The following is an 18,672-nucleotide window of genomic DNA, read 5'->3' as shown; positions in this document are numbered from 1 at the left end:
GCGCTCAGCGAACGGGGCGCGCTCTTCCCATGCATTCCCGCCTGGACCACTTGACCGCTCCCCTTGGCGGACCTACAGTCCCTTCATGGCTGGCAGGCAGGGGTTATTGCCGCAGGGCGTGGTCTTGGTACATGGCATGTGGGGTGTGCCGGAAGACTGGACATGGGTCCGGCGTGAACTTGAAAAGCACCAGCCCAACCTGCAGGTGCTCGCACCGGACCTTCCCTCGCACCGCTCGCCCGAAGCCGGTCTGCTTGAGGACGCTGACGAGGTCCGGAGGGCCATCGAGGCAAGCCCGGCGCCCACCGTCGTTGTCGGCTGGTCCTATGGCTGTGATGTTGTCGGAATTGGCGCCCACGGCATGCCGAACGCGAGCCACCTCGTATATGTTTCCTCGCCTCCCTTGAAGGGGCAACCCGAAGTCCGTGATGCGCGCTGGGTGGATGCGATGGACCATATGCTCCGGGACGAGTACGGCCGGTTCGCTTTGGACGGCGACTGGTGGCTCAGCCAGGATGAAGCCGGATCACGGCTCCCGGACGAGGTGCGTGCCTTGCTGAGAGGTCACCCACGCAGATTTGTCACCAAAAAGACCCGCAGCGATCCTGTCCCCGCTCAGGCATGGGCGGAAATTCCCACGACCGTCCTCCTCGGTCTCCGGGACAACCTGACGGGGCAGGAGCAGAGGGCATGGGCACGCGACGCTGTAGCGGACGTCCGGGACATCGACACCGACCACTTCATGCTGTTCAACCGCCCCGATGTTGTTGCGGAAGTGATCCTCGAAGAAGCTCTTCCGTTCCAATAACAACCAGCAGATCCGCCATATGTCCGCAGCAGCCCGGAACCAGGTCGGGCCACCCGGTTCACGCGAGACGCGACTTCACGATCTCGCTGACGGCTTTGCCGTCGAAGCGGCCGCCAATCCTCGGTGTCACCAATTTCATGACTGCACCCATGGAGCGCATCGTCAGCTCGGCGCCGTCCGTTCCCAATTCCGCAATGACCCCATCGACGATTTCCTCGGCTTCCGGGCGGGTCAAGGCCGTGGGCAGGTACGCCTCAATGACCTCAGCTTCCGCAATTTCGGCCTGCGCCCGGTCCTGGCGGCCTGCGGCCGAGTAGGTGGCTGCGGTGTCGCGCCGCTTGGCGGCCTCCTTCTGCAGCAATGCCGTGACCTGGAGATCATCAAGGTCCACCGGAGTCCTGCCGGACTTCTCGCGCGTTTCGATTTCACCCAGAACGTTGCGCACCGTGGTCAGGGCGACCTTATTGCCGGCTTTCATGTGCACGACGACGTCGCCCTTCAACTTTTCCTTCAATGACATGCTTTCGCTCCGTTCTTCCCAGTAACCGGTGGTGTTGCGCACCCGGGGCGGCCGGACCGCCATCTTCATAGGCTAGTTTGGAAATCCAGCGGCCCGGACTTCCGGGCCCGAAAGGAGCACCGGGTGGACAGCACGGCAGGCAAATGGTTCCTCAACCACGCTGAGCGGGGAAATCCTGCGTCCGCCATCCAGTCTCGGGATGCAGGGACAGCGTCCTGGTCAGAGGGAAACCTGGTGCGTCCCCTGGTTCATGGTGCAACGTACTTCTCCCGGTTGCATGCGGAGCTCCGGGACCTGAAGGCAGGAGACCGGGTCTGGTTCACGGACTGGCGGGGCGACGCCGACGAGAAGCTCGAGGATGGGGGCCCCACCATCGGCGGTTTGCTTGCCGGCCTGGCCAGGTCCGGGGTGGAAGTGCGTGGCCTTGTCTGGAGATCCCATGGCGAACGCGTCTCGGCCCCGATCAGCGGGCGCTCCAACGAACTCCTCAGCCGCAAGATCAACGATGCCGGCGGTGAGGCATTGCTGGATCAGCGCGTGCGTCTCTTCGGCTCCCATCACCAAAAACTGGTGGTGATCCGCCGCCGCGACGATCCCTCCCGCGACGTCGCCTTCGTGGGGGGAATCGACCTGTCACACAGCCGCAGGGACGATTCCCGGCATTCGGGTGACCCCCAGGCGGTGACGATGGATCCGCACTACGGGCAGACACCACCGTGGCATGATGCGGCCCTTGAACTCCGTGGTCCCGTAGTGGCTGACGTGCTGGCCGTGTTCGCGGAACGGTGGAACGACCCCCACCCGCTGGACCGGCACACGCCTTACCGGATGCTGTTGCAGCGGCTGGCCCGGATGCCACGGCACCCCAATCCTCTCCCGGAGGCCGCTCCCCCACCGCCGCCGGCCGGCCCGCACGCCGTGCAACTGCTGCGCACTTACGGAATGAAGCATCCGCCCTTCCCGTTCGCACCGCAGGGCGAGCGGAGCATCGCCCGTGCATATGCCAAGGCTTTCGCCCAGGCCCGGTCGCTCATCTACATCGAGGACCAATATCTGTGGTCCATGGAGGTGGCAAGCGGAATTGCAGCCGCGCTCGAGAACAACCCTGCCCTGCACGTGATCATTGTGGTGCCCAGGTACCCGGACTCCGACGGGCCCGTGGGCGGGCCTCCCCGCCGGCTGGGGCAATTGCGCGCCCTCAGCGTGCTTCGACGGGCAGCGCCGGACAGGGTGGGTGTGTTCAACCTTGAAAACAGTGAGGGAACGCCCATCTATGTCCACGCCAAAATCTGCATCATCGACGACACCTGGTTCACCTGCGGATCAGACAACTTCAACCGCCGGTCCTGGACCACTGACAGCGAGCTCACATGCGCTGTGATGGACACCGCGGCCTCCGGGCTGACGGGTGATGGCAGCGGTGCCCAGCCCTCCCAACCTCTCGCCAGGGAGTTGCGGCTCCAGCTCTGGGCCGAACATCTCGGCCTGGATTACGACGATCCCAGGCTCCAGTCGGGCCAGGGCCAACTCGAGCTCTGGCACAGCACCGCGGAAGCCCTGGACCAGTGGCACCGCACCGGTCGCCGGTCAACCCGCCCAGCCGGACAAGTCCGGCACCACACCCCAAGTCCAGTAGGGCACTTCCAGCGCCTTTGGGCCGATCCAATCTACCGGTTCATTGTCGATCCGGATGGCCGGCCCCGGAAGCTGCGTGGCACCTCCCGGTTCTAGTCAACGCGCGAACGCTTCAGGCTTGAACTGGATCCCTCGCAGGCGTATTTCTCCTCTATCTCCCCGTCATCGCACTGTTCGTTGCCCTCCTGGTGGCAGTCGGCGTCGTCCAATTGCTGTTGCTGCCTTTCATCATTCTGTTCCGCCGGTTGCGGCGACCCAGGAATGAACCGGATGCCGATGGTTCCTGGATCCTGGGCCACTAAGACCAGCACCGCCAGGGGGCAGCCCCGCTAAGCTGCCGGGCCGCTGCCAGTACGGCATCCAGCGTAAAACCGGCACCGTCCGCCGGGACTGGTGCTGCTTCCGATAGGTTGGAGTCGACAGGCAATCTCTATCCGGCCATGGGAGCAGACGTGAAGGCAATCGTGTATGAAGCAACAGGTCCCTCATCGGTGCTGAAGCTCCAGGACAAACCACTGACTGCGCCGGGCCCCGGGGAAGTGCGGGTGCGCCTGGTGGTGTCGGGAGTGAACCCGACCGACTGGAAATCGCGGTCCGGAAGCGGAAGCCACACGCTGGACGCTCCGAAGGTCCCAAACCAGGACGGAGCCGGCGTCGTCGACCAGTTGGGGCCCGGCGTGGAAGGGTTTGCCGTGGGCGACCGTGTGTGGCTGTGGGATGTGGCCTGGGGCGGCAACGAAGGCACAGCCCAGGAGTACGTGGTGCTGCCGGCGCACAAGGTCGTGGCACTTCCTGACACCGAATCCTTCGACACCGGCGCCTCCCTGGGAATTCCCGCACTGACGGCCCACCGCGCCCTGACGTCCAGCGAGGACGGACCGGCCAGGCTCGCACCTGGAGCCCTCGCAGGCAAAACCGTGCTGGTGACCGGAGGCGCAGGGGCTGTGGGGCATGCGGCCATCCAACTCGCCCGGTGGGCCGGAGCGACTGTTATCACAACCGTCAGCGGCGACCGGAAGGCCGAACTTGCCAGCCGCGCAGGTGCGGAAACCGTCATCAACTACCGGCAGGACGACGTCGTCCGCGCCGTCAAGGAAGCAGCCGCAGATGGTGTGGACGTGATCGTGGATGTCAATGCGCCTGCGAACATCGAGGCGGACCTGCAGGTGCTTAAAACCGGCGGGACCATCTCGATTTATGCGGCCAACCCCGGCGAATCCCTCAACATTCCCATCCGCGAAAGCATGACCAGGAACGTCCGCTACCAGTTCATCCTGACCTACACGGTCACGGACGGGCAGAAACAGCAAGCGGTCACGGCAGTTGGCCAGGCCCTTGCCGCCGGAGCGCTTAGGGTTGGTGAAGAACATGGCCTGCCACTGGCGCGGTTCCCACTCGAGGAAACTGCCGCCGCCCATGACGCAGTGGAACAGGGAACGATTGGAAAGGTAGTCATAGACGTCGCACCGGCACCCTGACCTGCGCGCCCTGGCCTAGCGTGAAAGGCGGTCTCTCGCGGCGTGTTCAACCAGGACGGGTATGAATGCACGGACCCTGCCGGCGTCCAGCAGGCTGTGCTCCTGCTGGACCACGTCTTCGATGTGTTCCCGCGGCATTCCAGGAAACTTCGCGGCGAGCCTGTCCACCACGTCAGCCAGCGCGCGCAACTCTTCGCTTACTCCCATCGGGAAAGTGTCAGCGCTCCAGGCAACGCCCGTCAAGGCTTGACAGTTTGCCTTTCGTGCCGCCCGCGATGGTCAGCAGAACGACGGCGGACGCCTGGCTGCGCACGTCCGTCCATCGCAGGTGCTAACCGGCGAGGGGCACGTTCCAAGGTGGTCAGTGCAGGTGCAGCCTTCTGGCCCGGGGATGCCGGTTCCGTCCCTGGGGACGGGAACCGGCAGCAACCGGGCGGTACTCGATCCGCCCCGTCCCCGTCCTGAGTTCCCGCCGTTCCTGCCGCCGGGCCTTCCTCTCGGGGCGGTCGATGGCGGACAAAATGGTGAGCGTCACGGTAATCCACAGGAACGCCGTCCCCAACACAAAAGCAATTTCCAGCTCAGTGCTCATACCACAATGTTAGGCCCGGGCCCGTATTCTCCACCCCCTGGGGATCCACATCATTGGCCGCAAATCCACAGTGCCTAGAGAAGCCCCAGCTCCCTGACGGCCGCCATCACGTCGGACACCTGGACTGCGAGCAGGGCGGGATCAGGTTGGGCGGCGAATGTGTCTCCGCGCCGCAGTTCGGCGCGGGTGAGGACCACATGGGGGCCCGGCGGCGGACCCCAGATTTCGGGTGGGGCGGGACCGAAAAGAACCACGGACGGAGTCCCGTACGCCGACGCCAAGTGTGCAGCGCCCGTATCGGCAGAGACCACCAGCCGTGCGGCAGCGATCGTGGCGGCAAACTCACCCAGGCCCAGAACGCCGGCCAGCATGGAGGTGTCCGGAAGACCCGAAAGACGGCACACTTCCTGGGCACGTTCCCTTTCCGACGTGCCACCGGTGAAGACCACCTGGTGCCCGGCTTCTGCGAGCGCCGATGCCACTGCCGCGAACCGGCCGGCCGGCCACAGCCGGCTTCCGTAGGCTGCCCCCACGTGCAGCACGGTCGCGCCGGGCACCGGGCTGGGCATGTGCGGTGTGTTCAGCTGCACGTCCAGGGGATCGGCCTCTATGCCATGCCATTCGAGCAGCCGGACCCAGCGTTCGCGCTCGTGCAATTCGGGCCGCCACGGGGGGCCGTCCCGGTGCGGACTTTGGTGCCCCACGGTCCGCCGGGCTTTCAGGGCCTCAATCCGTCCCTGGCTTTCCGGGCCGCTGCCGTGGAGGTTGATGGCCACGTCCACTGCACCCGGTTCCATTGCCAGCGGTTCGTCCAGGCCGTGCGTCGGCAGAAGTTCATAGCCGCCCACCAGGCCCAGGGCTTCGGACAGCCAGCCCTGGGCCGCGTAGCGAAGGCGGTGATCCGGAAAGGCGCGCCGGATGCCCTTCAGCGCAGGCACGGCCACCAGCAGGTCCCCAAGCTTGAGGGCGCGCAGGACCAGGAGTTCCGGTTTGCCGTCGGCACGGATCAGGTCGGCGGACTCCCCGGCCGCCTGGACGGCGCTCATGCGTCCTGCTTTGCGAACGTCGCAGCCGAAAGGCTGCGGACGTCCTCGTAGACTTCGGACACCCCGATGCCTGCCACTACAGAGTCATCATGGACGCAGCGCGGTGCTGTCCAGCCGACCTGGGTGACATCGATGCCGCACGTGGGGCAGGCCGTCACCCATGACTTGTGGATCCGGTGAAGGCTCCGGCCCAGTGCGCCGGCGTTGATCACATTGCCGACCCAGAAGATACCGACCGTGGGGACGCCAAGCGCTTGCGCAAGGTGCCGGGGGCCGCTGTCGTTTGCTACCACCACATCGGCTTTTGCCAGCAGCGACACCAGTGCGGCCATATCCAGTGCGCCCGCCACGGAACGGACAGCGGCGGACCCGGCACGCGCGGCGATGTCCTCCGCGAGGTCCTGCTCGCTGCTGTCCCCAATGATTACCACGCTGGAGCCGTCAGAGGCGCAGGCGCCGGCAAGTTCGGCGAACTTTTCAGCGGGCCAACGACGACGGGGGTCAGTGGCGCCGGGATGGATCACCACGAACGGCTGGCCGGCACCCCCATCCGCCGCGTCGGTCACAGCCCCGCCGTGGGCGGGCGCCAGCCGAGCTTCAAGGTCCAGGGGAAATGCACCGGCGAACCCTGCGACTTCCAGCGCCCTTAGAGGTTCATGCTGGTAGTAGATATAGGGGATGGTCCGTTCGAGGCTGGCTGCATCAGCCGTCCTGGTGCCTACCGTGTGACGGGCGCCCAGCCGTAACAGGAAGGGATTGGAATACCGTCCCCCTCCATGAAGCTGGACTGCCAGATCAAAGTGCCGGCTGCGCATGTCCGCAAAGAAACGGTCCAGCTCACCGGCATCCTCTTCCCCGGGCCTGACACCCTCTGCGAACGGAAGCACAACAACCTCATCCACCGGGCTCTTCAACGCTCCCAGCAGGGCCTGGTGCACAGGGGTGCCCAGCAAGGTGACCGTTGCAGAGGGGTAGGCTGCCTTCAGCGCAGCCATCGCCGGAATGGCGAAGATCAGGTCGCCCAGCCCGCCCCCGCGCAGGACAACGATCCTGGTCACGCCGTCGAACTTCTCCAGTACCGGACCGACGCCCACTCCCACCTGTCCCGCACCGCCGAACTCTGCGGTGAGTTGCTCCACGATCTGCCCCTTCCGTCACGCAGAGGAAACAGCAACCGCCATCCCTCCACAGCCAACGCAGCCGCAATGCGGTTGGAAAACCCCCGGCTGCTCCCCTGAACCTTTACCCAGCCGGCCGCAGATCTACGCTCGTTATTGGGGAATACCGGCCTTATGCTGTACGTTTCATACCCGACAGCCAATCAAAGAAAAGAGAAGCACCCAAAGTGGCAACCGATTACGATGAACTGCGTTCCGACGTCAAGGAATCGCAGGACAACTCACTCGAGCAGCTCCAGTCAGCAAATGCTCCCGACGCCCGCAGTGTTGTGCAGGAGTTGGACGAGGCTGACGGGCTGGACGGCGCCGGCGTCCCTGGCGGCGAATTCGTCGCTGAGGAGCTCGTAGTCCAGGTCATCCCGCAGGCTGAGGATGAGTTCACCTGCTACTCCTGTTTCCTGGTCCGGCACCGGTCGCAGATCGCCCGCCAAAAAGACGGGCACAGCTACTGCACCGAGTGCGAAGGCTAGTCAGCAAGCTTTCCTGAGGGTCGGCACTACGATCCCTGTCGAGAGGCACGCCGCAGGCGTGCCTCTCGGTCTTTAAGAATCCATCCAGCCCGCGTCCGTAGCATTGGACACAATACGTTCGACGCCGGGACCCGCATGGGGGCCGGCAGCCAGGAGGCATCGGTGGACATCCCCGCCAACTTTTGGAGCGCGTTGAGCGCAGCCTTCACCCAAACAAACGTTCCCACCGTCACGTTGGGCGAGATGCTCCTTTCCCTGGCGGCCGCCGTCGCCCTTTCCATCCCGCGCCGCAGCTGGCGCTACTTCGGCCTCCTCGCTACCGCCACGCACGAACTGGGCCACGCGTTTGCAGCCGTGACCTCCGGACAACGGCTGTCTGGAATCCGGCTTCGGCTGGACCACTCCGGGACCACCACCACGTACAGCCGGAGCAGGCTGGCGGCCGCATGGTCGTGCTTTTGGGGTTACCCGGTACCCGCAATGGTCGGGGCGGCTTTCGTGTGGTGCGGACTCGGTGGCTGGGGTCCTGCTGCCATGGCCGGCAGTTCCCTGGTTCTGGCTGCGTCCCTTGTCTTCCTCCGCAACTTTGCCGGATTGGCCATCACCATCGTGGCCATAGCGGGCGCAGCCGCACTGGCATTCCTTGCATCCGGTTCCATGGCGGGTCACGTATCAGTCGTTCTCGGCCTGGCTCTTCTGGTGGCCGCCGTGCGTGACCTGCTCAAACTCACCAACGTCCACCTCCGCCGGCGCGACCGCCTGAACACCTCCGATGCCTACCTCCTCTACCGTGCCACCGCTGTACCATCCGGCATCTGGATTGCCTTGTTCACGCTGGTGGTGGCCGGTGCATGGCTGGTGGCCTGGCAGCCAGTCTCGGCAATTCTGCTGGAACGCCGGTAGACGACGGTGGCGGCGCATAGGCTTGGGGCATGAGCCAGGAAACCGAAAGTGCCACCGCAGCGACGGGCGGCACCAGCGAACACAGCACCCGCGGTGCGTATGTAACGGGCGGGGCCGAGTTCACCCGCGATACCAACTACATCGAGGACCGCATCACCAGGAGCGCCTCCCCCGGCAGCAACGGCGAGCCGGGTTGGCCAGTGGAGGCCGGGCGCTACCGTCTCATTGCGGCCAGGGCCTGCCCCTGGGCGAACCGCACTGTGATTGTCCGCAGGCTGCTCGGGCTGGAAGAAGCCATCTCCCTGGGCCAGCCCGGACCCACCCATGATGCACGTTCCTGGACATTCGACCTCGACCCGCACGGCGTGGATCCGGTCCTGGGCATTGAACGCCTCCAGGAAGCCTACTTCAAGCGTTTCCCGGGCTACCCCCGCGGCATTACCGTGCCTGCAATCGTCGACGTGCGCAGCGGCGAGGTAGTCACCAATAACTTCCCGCAGATCACCCTGGACTTCTCCACGGAGTGGACGGATTTCCACCGGCCCGGTGCACCGCAGCTCTACCCGGAGCACCTCCGGGAGGAAATCGACCTGGTCAACAGGCGCGTTTTCACCGAGGTCAACAACGGCGTCTACCGATGTGGATTCGCAGGTTCGCAGCAAGCCTATGAGTCAGCGTACGCACGCTTGTGGGCCGCCATGGACTGGCTTGAGGACCGCTTGTCCCGGCAGCGCTACCTGGTGGGCGACACGATCACTGAGGCAGACGTCCGGCTGTTCACCACACTGGCCCGGTTCGATCCCGTGTACCACGGCCACTTCAAGTGCAACCGGCAGAAGCTGAGTGAAATGCCCAACCTATGGGGCTACGCCAGGGACCTTTTCCAGATACCCGGATTCGGCGACACCATCGACTTCGTGCAGATCAAGCAGCACTACTACATCGTGCATGAGGACATCAATCCCACCGGGATCGTTCCAGCCGGCCCCGACCTCAGCGGATGGTTGGAGGACCACGGCCGGGAATCGCTGGGCGGCCGCCCCTTTGGCGATGGAACACCGCCGGGGCCGGTCCGGCCAGGCGAGGAAGTGGCCGCGGGACACGGAGCATAGACTCCCCGACCGGACAGGAAATCGTTTTCCGCCTACACTGGGCGGCATGCTTACTTCCCTGGGTTTCGTGGCTCCCGGTTACGAGGACGTCCTGGCCCTCTTCGAATCCTTCCTCGCCGAAGATCCCCACTACAGCGCGCAGGTGGCCGCCTATCGTGACGGTGTTCCGGTGCTCAGCCTGAGCGGCGGGCCTGGCATGGATCCGGATACCCTGACGGGTGCCTATTCCTGCTCCAAGGGAGTGGCCGCGATGGTCATCGCGCTCCTTGTGCAGGACGGTGTCCTGGACCTCGACAAAGCGGTGGTGGATTACTGGCCGGAATTCGGCGTCCATGGAAAGGACCGGCTGCTGGTCAGGGAGGCGCTGTCGCACCAGGCGGGGCTCCTGGGTGTCGAGGGCGGATTCGGCTTGGAGGAGTTCACCACGGCGGGAGCCGCATTGCGGCTCGCCGCGGCTGCACCTGCCTGGCAACCGGGCCGACAGTTCGGCTACCACGCGCTCACCATTGGCATCCTGATGGAGGAGCTGTGCCGCCGGACCACGGGCGAGGCGTTGCAGGACATTTACAACCGAAGAATCCGTGAGCCGCAGGACGTCGACTTCTTCCTGGGGCTGCCGGCAGACCAGGAACCGCGGTACCGGGATGTCCTGTACGAGGCAGATGCGGCGCAGCCGTGGGTCGACCCGCTCAGCCTCGAGGGCATGAACAGCAACGCCCCGGTCAGCAGCATCATGGAACTGCCCAACATCCGGTCCGTCAGGGCCGCCGGCATGTCAGCCGCCGGCGGTGTGGGGTCTGCCGACGGCCTGGCCCGGTTGTATGCCGCAGCCACCACTGGCGTTGGAACCGACAGTCCCTTCCTCACTGAGGAAACCATCGCTGCAATGACGCGGGAGCAGGTGTGGGGCCTGGACCGCTCTTCCGGCCTGGACAACGCGTTTGCGGTGGTTTTCATGAAACCCCATCCCTCGCGGAACTTCGGCAGCCACCGGGCCTTCGGGCACGAAGGGGCAAACGCTGCCCTCGGTTTTGCCGACCCGTCCTACCGTTTGGCTTTCGGCTACATTCCCCGGCGCGCGGAAGAAGGGCGCACTCAGGGCCGCGCCCACCGCCTGGCTGCTGCGGTACGCCGCTCAACAGCAGGTTTGTCCTGACGCACCGCCGGCCCTACTGTTGTCCGGATGGGCAATACTCAGGCACGGCCGGACGCACGGTGGGCTCGGGGGACCCAACTTCTCAAACAATCGGTGGCTGGACTTTCCGCTGCCTTCGCGGAGCGGCGGCTTCAACTTGCGGCTAAAGCCGCACTGGCAGCCGGGCTGGCTTTTGCCATCGCGCCGCACATGCCCGGCGCGGCATCGCACTACGCATACTACGCGCCGCTGGGCGCGCTGGTGGCGATGTACCACAACGTGGCCGGCTCGGTCAGGCAGGGGCTCCAGGCGCTCGCCGGGCTGGCTGTTGGCATCGGACTTGCCTTCATCCTTGTCAGCATCGCCGAGCCCTCGCCGCTGACCGTGGCGTTGTTCATGGGAATAGGCGTGCTGCTGGGCGGCCTGCCGGGCATTGGCTCAGGCAGCGACTGGATTCCGACGGCGGCCCTCCTGGTTCTGCTGGTGGGCGGCAGAAACGCCGAGGATTTCTCCTACGGCTACCTGGTGCAGATGGCGGCGGGCGTGGTGGTCGGCATCGCTGTGAACTTCCTGATCTTTCCGCCACTGCACCTCAGTGCGGCCGCCTCCAGCCTCGTGGACCTGCGGCAGGCCCTCGGGCGCCAACTGACGGACATGGCCGCGGCGCTGAAGGAAAAGTGGCCGCCTGAGCACGAGGACTGGTCCCGCCGGTCAGACGAACTGTCCGAGGCGGCAAGTTCGGTGCGGCACCTGGTCAAGGAAGCCGACGCCAGCCGCCGGGCCAACCCGCGCAGAAAACTCCACCCGCGCGACGTGGACCAGGACTACCGCGACCTGCAGAACCTGGAGCGCGTGACCTTCCACATCCAGGACATGACCGATGTCCTTTCAGACGTGATCTGGGAGGATGACGTGCCGTACGCGATCCCCCTGCAGGACAACGAGCCGCTGGCGGATGCCATCAACGCAACGGGAGAACTCCTCTCGATCCACAGCGACAGCGACGAGCGCACATACAAAGACTCCTATGAAGCCGCCAGGACGGCGGTGGAGGCCTGTATGGCCTCCACCGCCGGCAGGCAGGCCGCACAGGGAACCGTGCCTGCGTCCGAGTCGGTCCTTCTGAGCCTCCACCGGATCCTGCGGGTCATCCGCCCCAGGGGGTAGGCACGGCGGGCTGTTGCCTGTCCTAAACGGCGGTGACGGTCCCGCTGAAGTGGCGCCGTCCGGAGCGCGGGCTCCAGGCGACATAGTCGGACCGCTTCCACGCCCCTGCCCCGCTTTCTTCTGAAGTGATCTCCAATGCAACCCGGGAGGGAAGGAAGACCGGGGCCTCAAAATCAACGTCCCAGGTGAATGAATCTCCGCGGGCCGGCCCCACATCTGCGAGCGCACGTGATGCCAGGTACATGCCGTGGGCTATGGAACGCCGCATGCCCAGGGCCTTGGCCGAGAGCACGCTTAGGTGGATGGGATTGAAATCCCCCGACACTGCTGCGTAGGCCCGGCCCGTATCCACTCCAAGGTGCCACAGCGCCGTAGGGTCCGGCGCTGTGAAGTCGGGCCTGGGCGGAACGGCCGTGGGTTTGTCTATGCCCGGCAGGAACACACCCTTGGCCAGGTATGTGGAAACTCCGCGCCAGTGGACATCCTGTGAGTCCGGGCGTCGCACTTCCGCCACAACGTCCACCTGCGTACCCGCACGGTGGCCACGGAGATTCTCCACCCTCGCCGTCATGTCCAGAATGTCGGTGAATACCAGCGGCGCCCTTTGCTCCACCCTGTTGCGAAGGTGGATCATCCCCAGCAGGGGAAGCGGAAAGTCGTCGCGGTTCAGGACGCTCATGGCCAGGGGAAAGGCGATTGCGTGGATGAAGCCTGCCGGCAGAACGTCGCTTGCCGTCTCGCCTATCAGGTGCTGGTAGGCCGTCAGGTTCTCCACGTTCACCCTAACGCCCCTGACTTCGTGGCTTTCAGCCGGAAGCACGGCGGAGTCGTGGGTTCCCAGCAGCCTGCGGCGGGCCGCCTGCGCGGCAGCGTTGACGTAGAGCTTGGACAGGGAGGGCATTTCTGCCAGGACCAACGGCTGCTGGAGCGTCATGCCCCCACCAAATTCTGCCCGCATACACGCAGCACCTGCCCGTTGATTCCACCGGCCGCGTCACTGGCGAGGAACGCTATGGTCTCTGCTACGTCAGATGGCATTCCGCCCTGCTGCAGCGAATTCAGTCGCCGCGCCACTTCACGGACGGCAAAGGGGATGCGCGCGGTCATGTCTGTTTCGATGAATCCCGGGGCGACGGCATTGATTGTGCCGCCGGCAGTGGCGAGCAGCGGAGCGGTGGCACGCACCATTCCCATCACTCCCCCCTTGGACGCTGCGTAGTTGGTCTGTCCCCGGTTCCCGGCGATGCCGCTGGTAGAGGCAACTGAAACAATACGCGGAGTTGACCGGAAGTATTCGGAGGCCAGCAGGGCCTCGTTGATGTGGAGCTGGGCAGCAATGTTGATATTGATGACCAGGTTCCACCGCGCCTGGTCCATGTTGGCCAGGAGCTTGTCCCGTGTGACGCCGGCGTTGTGAACGACGATATCCAGCCGCCCGTGCCGCTGCACGGCATGGTCGATGATCCGCTGCCCCGCGTCAGCGCCGGTGATGTCCAGCTGCAGGGCGGTGCCCCGCACCTCATTGGCAACGGCTGCCAACTGGTCACCTGCAGCCGGAATGTCCACGAGGACCAGGGTGGCGCCGTCCCTGTGCAGGGTGCGGGCAATTTCAGCCCCAATACCCCGGGCTGCGCCGGTGACTACGGCCACCTTCCCTGCCAAAGGACGTTCGGGATCTGCGGGAAGCGCCCCGTCCTCCGTGGAGACCGACAGGAACTGGCCATCCACGAACGCCGAGCGGGCCGAGAGGAAGAACCTGACGGCACCCAGGACACTGGGGCTCGTGGTCGCCGTTCCGTTGCCGAGAAGCACGCCGTTTCCCGTTGCGCCCGCCCGCAGTTCTTTGGCAAGCGACCTCAGGAAGCCATCCACTCCCTGCCGTGCAGCCGCAGCATGGGGCGAAGACGCCTCTGCCGCCCGCCGCGACAGCGTGATGAGCCGCCCGCAGGGTTGCAGGTCGCGGAGTGACCCGGCCGCTGCCAGCACGGGCCTTTCAAGCTCCGCCGGGTGCTCCAGCTCGTCGAGGACCAGGATGATGGCCGCCAGCTTTTCCGCCGGAACGGCGTGCCGCCTGACGTCAAGGTCCCAGGACAGCAGTTCGGCGGCGAGTTTGTCTGCGCCCGGCGTGTCCCCTACGACGACGACGGGTCCGGTCACCAGTGGTTGGCCGGACTTGTAGCGGCGGAGTACGGCGGGCTGCGGAAGGCCCAGCTTCCTGGCAACACTTCGGCCCAGGTTGCTGTTGACCATCTGGGTGTATGTATCTGCCACGCCGCCCCCTACCGAGATTCCAGGATTGCGACGACGCCCTGGCCGCCTGCTGCGCAAACGGACACCAGGCCCCTGGCGGGACGCCCCGCGGAAGCTGCCTTGGCGTGGAGCATCTTTGCAAGCGTGCCCACGATCCTGCCACCGGTGGCCGCGAAAGGGTGGCCCGCTGCCAGCGAAGACCCATTGACGTTGAGCCGGGTCCGGTCGATGCTGCCAAACGCGCCCTCCAGGCCGAGCCTGGTTCGCCCGAAGTCCTCGTCTTCCCATGCGGCCAGGGTGCTTAGGACCGTGGCCGCAAAGGCCTCGTGGATTTCGAAGTAGTCAAAGTCGGCCAGCGTCAGGCCCTGGCGGCCCAGGAGCCGCGGCACAGCGAATACGGGGGCCATCAGCAGGCCGTCCTTGCCGTGGACAAAATCCACGGCCGCGGCCTCGGCGTCCACGACGGCTGCCAGTTTAGGGAGGTCGCGGGCATCTGCCCACTCGTCGGAGGCAAGCAGCACGGTTGACGCACCGTCGGTGAGCGGAGTGGAGTTTCCGGCGGTCATCGTGGCGTCGGCTCCGAGGTTACGGCCGAAGACGGGCTTCAGGGAGGCCAGCTTCTCCATGGAGGTGTCCGCACGAAGGTTCGCGTCACGCGTCAGTCCGCGGTAGGGGGTCATGAGGTCATCAAAGAACCCTGACTCGTAGGCTGCGGCGAGATTGTGGTGGCTGTTCAACGCCAGTTCGTCCTGCGCTTCGCGGGAGATCTTCCACTGCGCAGTGGTCAGGGCCTGATGCTCACCCATGGTCAGGCCGGTCCGGGGCTCTGCCGTGCCGGGGGCCAGTGGTGCCAGGTCCTTGGGGCGCAGGCGGCTCAGGATCTGGAGCCGCTGGGGAAGTGTCCTGGCGCGGTGCAGGTCCAGGATGACCTCGCGAAGCCCTTCGCTGACCACCACCGGCGCATCGGAAGCGGAGTCCACGCCGCCCGCAATGCCGGATTCAATCTGCCCCAGCTTGATCTTGTTTGCCAGGCCCACCACGGTTTCGAGGCCCGTGGCACAGGCCTGCTGGAGGTCGTACACCGGGGTCTCGGCGGAGAGCGCCGACCCCAGGACGGCTTCCCGGGTGAGGTTGAAGTCCCGCGAGTGCTTCAGTACCGCACCCGCGGCGACTTGGCCGATCCGCTCGTCCTGAAGCCCGAACCGGGCAATCAGGCCATCGAGCGCGGCGGTGAGCATGTCCTGGTTTGAGGACTTTGCATAGGCGCCGCCCGCACGGGCGAACGGAATCCTGTTGCCGCCGACGATCACTGCCCTGCGGGTTGCCGGGACGGCGGCCGCGGCCGGTTCCTCAGGGGCGGGGGTGGTCTGTCCGTCTATGGACATGGATGGCTCCTCTGGTCACATGTGGTTACCGATACCCAGCGTACCTGATACGCTGGGTATCGTGAACTTTCAGGACACGAACATTCCCTTGGCCGTCGACCTGGCTTCTCCCGCCAGCCCTGACGGCCGCTCCTCGCGCTGGCAGAGCCACAGGGAGGAACGCCGCAGGGACCTCATCAAGCAGGCCCGGCGTGCCGTGCATGCGCTGGGCAGCGATGCGTCCATGGAGGACATCGCCACAGCCGCGGGCACCTCGAAATCCGTCTTCTACCGTTACTTCGGGGACAAGGCCGGACTTCAGCAGGCAGTGGGTGAAGTGGTCCTCAACCAGATGCAGCACCGCATCCAAGAAGCAGCACAAAGCGCGCTCACGCCGCGGGAGGGCCTGCTGGCGATGGTCTCGGCCTACCTTCAGATGGCCGATACCAGCCCCAACGTCTACGCGTTCGTCACCAGCTATGCCCCAAGCGAACCCGCAAACCCGCCGCATAACGCCGCGGGGGGCCCGCTGGGCCACTTCTTCGAAGCCATCGCGGACATGATTGCCACGCCCATGCGCTCGCATCTGCGCGATGTTGACCAGACCGTCATCGGCTACTGGCCCAAGGCGGCCATCGGCCTGGTGCGCAATGCCGGCGAACAGTGGCTCAGCACGCCGGACTCCCCGGCCAAGCCGAGCCAGGAGAGCATGGCCCGCCAAATCACCGCCTGGCTGTGCGTGGGAATTGCCCCGGAAGTTTCCCTGGCCTCACCGACCACCAAGTTATCCGCCAAAGAAGGACTATGACATGACTGACGTAGTGGACCGCCCCGCCGGCAAGGGCCCCCGCCCCGCGGCAACCTTTGCAGCCACCATCCCGGCCGAAAACCCTGAACCCGCCATCGACGTCGAGGCACTGGGCCGGCAGCTCCTGGGCAAGTGGGCTGACGTTCGGCTCCAGGCAAGGGAGCTGGCCGCCAGGCCGGAACTGCACAAGGTCGAGGGCCTGACGCACACGGACCACCGTGCACGCGTCTTCGGGCAGCTCAAGTACCTCGTGGACAATGAAGCCGTACACCGGGCTTTCCCCACCGAACTGGGCGGCTCCGACGACCACGGCGGAAACATTGCTGGGTTCGAGGAGCTCGTGGTGGCTGATCCGTCGCTGCAGATCAAAGCGGGCGTCCAGTGGGGACTCTTCGGCTCGGCAGTGATGCATCTGGGCACCGCGGAGCACCACGCCAAGTGGCTGCCCGGCATCATGAACCTGGAAATCCCCGGCTGCTTTGCCATGACCGAAACCGGCCATGGCTCAGATGTGGCCAGCATCGCCACCACGGCAACGTATGACCCCGCCACCGAAGAATTCGTGGTCAACACCCCCTTCCGCGCCGCCTGGAAGGACTACATCGGGAACGCCGCAATTGACGGACTCGGCGCCGTCGTTTTCGCGCAGCTGGTTACCCACGGCGTCAACCACGGAGTGCATGCCTTCTACGTGGATCTTCGGGACCCGGACACCAAGGAATTCCTGCCAGGGATCGGCGGGGAGGACGACGGCATCAAGGGCGGCCTGAACGGCATCGACAACGGCCGGCTGCACTTCACCAATGTCCGCGTTCCCCGGACCAACCTCCTGAACCGCTACGGCAACGTCGACGCTGACGGAACCTACACCTCACCCATCGCCAGCCCGGGGCGGCGCTTCTTCACCATGCTCGGAACCCTGGTCCAGGGCCGCGTCTCCCTGGACGGAGCCGCCGTCGCTGCCTCCAAGGTGGCGCTGAAGGCAGCCATCCAGTACGCCACCGAACGCCGGCAGTTCAACGCCTCCTCCCATACCGAAGAAGAGGTCCTGCTGGACTACCAGCGGCACCAGCGCAGGCTGTTCACCCGCCTGGCAGCCACCTACGCGGCAAGTTTCGCCCACGAGCAGCTCCTGCAGAAATTCGACGACGTCTTCTCCGGCGCCCATGACACCGACGCGGACCGGCAGGACCTGGAGACCCTGGCGGCGGCACTGAAGCCCCTGAGCACCTGGCACGCACTGGACACGCTGCAGGAATGCCGGGAAGCCTGCGGGGGCGCCGGCTTCCTGATTGAGAACCGGTTCGCCTCACTGCGGGCAGACCTGGACGTCTACGCCACCTTCGAAGGCGACAACACCGTGTTGCTTCAACTGGTGGCCAAGCGACTGCTTGCCGACTACGCCAAGGAGTTCCGCAACGTGGACTTCGGCGTCCTGGCCCGTTACGTGGTGACCCAGGCGGCAGGCGCCGCGGTCCACCGCACCGGCCTGCGCCAGGTGGCGCAGTTCATGGCGGATAGCGGCTCGGTCCAGAAGGCCGCCATCGCCCTCCGGGATGAGGACAGCCAGCGCGCGCTCCTGACGGACAGGGTCCAGACCATGGTGGCAGAGGCGGGAGCCGCTCTCAAGGGCAGCAAGCGACTGCCGCAGGACAAGGGCGCGGCCTTGTTCAACCGGCACCAGAACGAACTCATCGATGCTGCGCAGGCCCATGCCGAACTCCTGCACTGGGAGGCGTTCACGGACGCACTCCAGAGAGTGGAGGACCCGGGGACCCGGAAGGTGCTGACGTGGCTGCGCGACCTGTTCGGCCTGTCGCTGATCGAGAAGAACCTGTCCTGGTACCTCATGAACGGCCGCCTCTCCATGCAGCGCGCACGTACCGTAGGCGGCTACATTAACCGGCTGCTGGAAAAGATCCGCCCGCATGCCCTGGATCTGGTGGACGCCTTCGGGTACGGCGATGACCACGTTCGCGCAGCCATCGCCACCGGTGCGGAGAAGGCGCGCCAGGATGAAGCCCGCGAGTATTTCCGCACCGCACGGGCGAGCGGGCAGTCGCCGGTGGACGAGAAGGTCCTGATCGCCCGGACCGCGGCGGACCGGAAGGGCTGAGTCGCCGGCCGGGCCTAAACAGCATGCCCCGAAGCACGGAAACAACGACGGCGCCGCTCCCCTGCCAAGGGAAGCGGCGCCATCGTGCGT

18 protein-coding genes are annotated in these 18,672 nt (G+C 65.6%); 10 read left to right on the top strand and 8 right to left on the bottom strand.

Going from position 1 to position 18,672, the window contains the following annotated elements; translation table 11 throughout:
* Positions 1-118: 118 nt before the first annotated feature.
* Positions 119-808 carry an alpha/beta hydrolase gene (locus AB0313_RS00885; protein ID WP_366303007.1) on the top strand — a complete coding sequence of 230 codons (690 nt, stop codon included), beginning with the start codon at positions 119-121 and terminating at the stop codon, positions 806-808.
* A gap of 58 nt (positions 809-866) precedes the next feature.
* On the opposite strand, the gene AB0313_RS00880 is transcribed toward AB0313_RS00885, so the two are convergent.
* Positions 867-1,328: a GatB/YqeY domain-containing protein gene (locus AB0313_RS00880; RefSeq protein ID WP_366303005.1), complete on the bottom strand. Its 462-nt coding sequence runs from the start codon at positions 1,326-1,328 to the stop codon at positions 867-869.
* A 123-nt stretch (positions 1,329-1,451) separates the two neighbouring features.
* On the opposite strand from AB0313_RS00880, the gene AB0313_RS00875 reads away from it, so the two are divergent.
* Positions 1,452-3,059, top strand: coding sequence for a phospholipase D-like domain-containing protein (locus AB0313_RS00875; RefSeq protein ID WP_366303003.1), 1,608 nt, complete (start codon positions 1,452-1,454; stop codon positions 3,057-3,059).
* A 356-nt stretch (positions 3,060-3,415) separates the two neighbouring features.
* Positions 3,416-4,441 (top strand): NADPH:quinone reductase, encoded by a 1,026-nt coding sequence (locus AB0313_RS00870; RefSeq protein ID WP_141946329.1) that lies wholly within the window; start codon positions 3,416-3,418, stop codon positions 4,439-4,441.
* 15 nt (positions 4,442-4,456) lie between these two features.
* On the opposite strand, the gene AB0313_RS00865 is transcribed toward AB0313_RS00870, so the two are convergent.
* From AB0313_RS00865 to AB0313_RS00850, 4 genes are all read right to left on the bottom strand, one after another.
* Positions 4,457-4,648 carry a three-helix bundle dimerization domain-containing protein gene (locus AB0313_RS00865; protein WP_141941340.1) on the bottom strand — a complete coding sequence of 64 codons (192 nt, stop codon included), beginning with the start codon at positions 4,646-4,648 and terminating at the stop codon, positions 4,457-4,459.
* 154 nt (positions 4,649-4,802) lie between these two features.
* Entirely contained in the window at positions 4,803-5,033 is a 231-nt protein-coding gene (locus AB0313_RS00860; protein ID WP_141941338.1) for a hypothetical protein, read from the bottom strand.
* 74 nt (positions 5,034-5,107) lie between these two features.
* Positions 5,108-6,079 carry a glycosyltransferase family 9 protein gene (locus AB0313_RS00855; protein WP_307305608.1) on the bottom strand — a complete coding sequence of 324 codons (972 nt, stop codon included), beginning with the start codon at positions 6,077-6,079 and terminating at the stop codon, positions 5,108-5,110.
* Positions 6,076-7,218: a glycosyltransferase family 9 protein gene (locus AB0313_RS00850; RefSeq protein ID WP_366302999.1), complete on the bottom strand. Its 1,143-nt coding sequence runs from the start codon at positions 7,216-7,218 to the stop codon at positions 6,076-6,078. Before AB0313_RS00850 ends, AB0313_RS00855 begins: the two co-directional genes overlap by 4 nt.
* 206 nt (positions 7,219-7,424) lie before the next feature.
* On the opposite strand from AB0313_RS00850, the gene AB0313_RS00845 reads away from it, so the two are divergent.
* The 5 genes from AB0313_RS00845 (at position 7,425) to AB0313_RS00825 (ending at position 12,044) form a co-directional block, all read left to right on the top strand.
* Positions 7,425-7,727, top strand: coding sequence for a DUF4193 domain-containing protein (locus AB0313_RS00845; RefSeq protein WP_018761323.1), 303 nt, complete (start codon positions 7,425-7,427; stop codon positions 7,725-7,727).
* A 162-nt stretch (positions 7,728-7,889) separates the two neighbouring features.
* Positions 7,890-8,630: a M50 family metallopeptidase gene (locus tag AB0313_RS00840; RefSeq protein WP_366302997.1), complete on the top strand. Its 741-nt coding sequence runs from the start codon at positions 7,890-7,892 to the stop codon at positions 8,628-8,630.
* 29 nt (positions 8,631-8,659) lie between these two features.
* The gene (locus tag AB0313_RS00835; RefSeq protein WP_366302995.1) at positions 8,660-9,742 is read left to right on the top strand and encodes a glutathione S-transferase C-terminal domain-containing protein; all 1,083 of its coding nucleotides are present in this window, start codon (positions 8,660-8,662) and stop codon (positions 9,740-9,742) included.
* 46 nt (positions 9,743-9,788) lie between these two features.
* Positions 9,789-10,898, top strand: coding sequence for a serine hydrolase domain-containing protein (locus tag AB0313_RS00830; RefSeq protein WP_366302993.1), 1,110 nt, complete (start codon positions 9,789-9,791; stop codon positions 10,896-10,898).
* Positions 10,899-10,991: 93 nt separating this feature from the next.
* Positions 10,992-12,044, top strand: coding sequence for an FUSC family protein (locus AB0313_RS00825; protein WP_366302991.1), 1,053 nt, complete (start codon positions 10,992-10,994; stop codon positions 12,042-12,044).
* 22 nt (positions 12,045-12,066) lie between these two features.
* On the opposite strand, the gene AB0313_RS00820 is transcribed toward AB0313_RS00825, so the two are convergent.
* The 3 genes from AB0313_RS00820 to AB0313_RS00810 are packed head-to-tail and all read right to left on the bottom strand — an operon-like array spanning position 12,067 to position 15,679.
* Positions 12,067-12,978: a MaoC/PaaZ C-terminal domain-containing protein gene (locus AB0313_RS00820; RefSeq protein ID WP_366302989.1), complete on the bottom strand. Its 912-nt coding sequence runs from the start codon at positions 12,976-12,978 to the stop codon at positions 12,067-12,069.
* Positions 12,975-14,315, bottom strand: coding sequence for a 3-oxoacyl-ACP reductase (locus AB0313_RS00815; RefSeq protein ID WP_366302987.1), 1,341 nt, complete (start codon positions 14,313-14,315; stop codon positions 12,975-12,977). The genes AB0313_RS00820 and AB0313_RS00815 overlap by 4 nt, the downstream gene beginning before the upstream one ends.
* A gap of 8 nt (positions 14,316-14,323) precedes the next feature.
* Positions 14,324-15,679 carry an acetyl-CoA C-acetyltransferase gene (locus AB0313_RS00810; protein WP_366302985.1) on the bottom strand — a complete coding sequence of 452 codons (1,356 nt, stop codon included), beginning with the start codon at positions 15,677-15,679 and terminating at the stop codon, positions 14,324-14,326.
* Between the two features lie 61 nt (positions 15,680-15,740).
* On the opposite strand from AB0313_RS00810, the gene AB0313_RS00805 reads away from it, so the two are divergent.
* Both AB0313_RS00805 and AB0313_RS00800 read left to right on the top strand, forming a co-directional pair.
* Complete coding sequence (locus tag AB0313_RS00805) at positions 15,741-16,466, top strand: TetR/AcrR family transcriptional regulator (RefSeq protein WP_366302983.1); 726 nt, start codon at positions 15,741-15,743, stop codon at positions 16,464-16,466.
* A 1-nt stretch (position 16,467) separates the two neighbouring features.
* A complete protein-coding gene (locus tag AB0313_RS00800) occupies positions 16,468-18,582 on the top strand; it encodes an acyl-CoA dehydrogenase (protein ID WP_366302981.1) in 2,115 nt (704 codons plus the stop codon).
* Positions 18,583-18,672: the final 90 nt, after the last annotated feature.

The sequence above is a fragment of the Pseudarthrobacter sp. NPDC080039 genome (genome assembly GCF_040702335.1).
Lineage (GTDB): Bacteria > Actinomycetota > Actinomycetes > Actinomycetales > Micrococcaceae > Arthrobacter > Arthrobacter enclensis_A.
The sequence above is the reverse complement of the archived record's forward strand: the minus strand, read 5'-3'. Positions and strand labels throughout refer to the sequence as shown.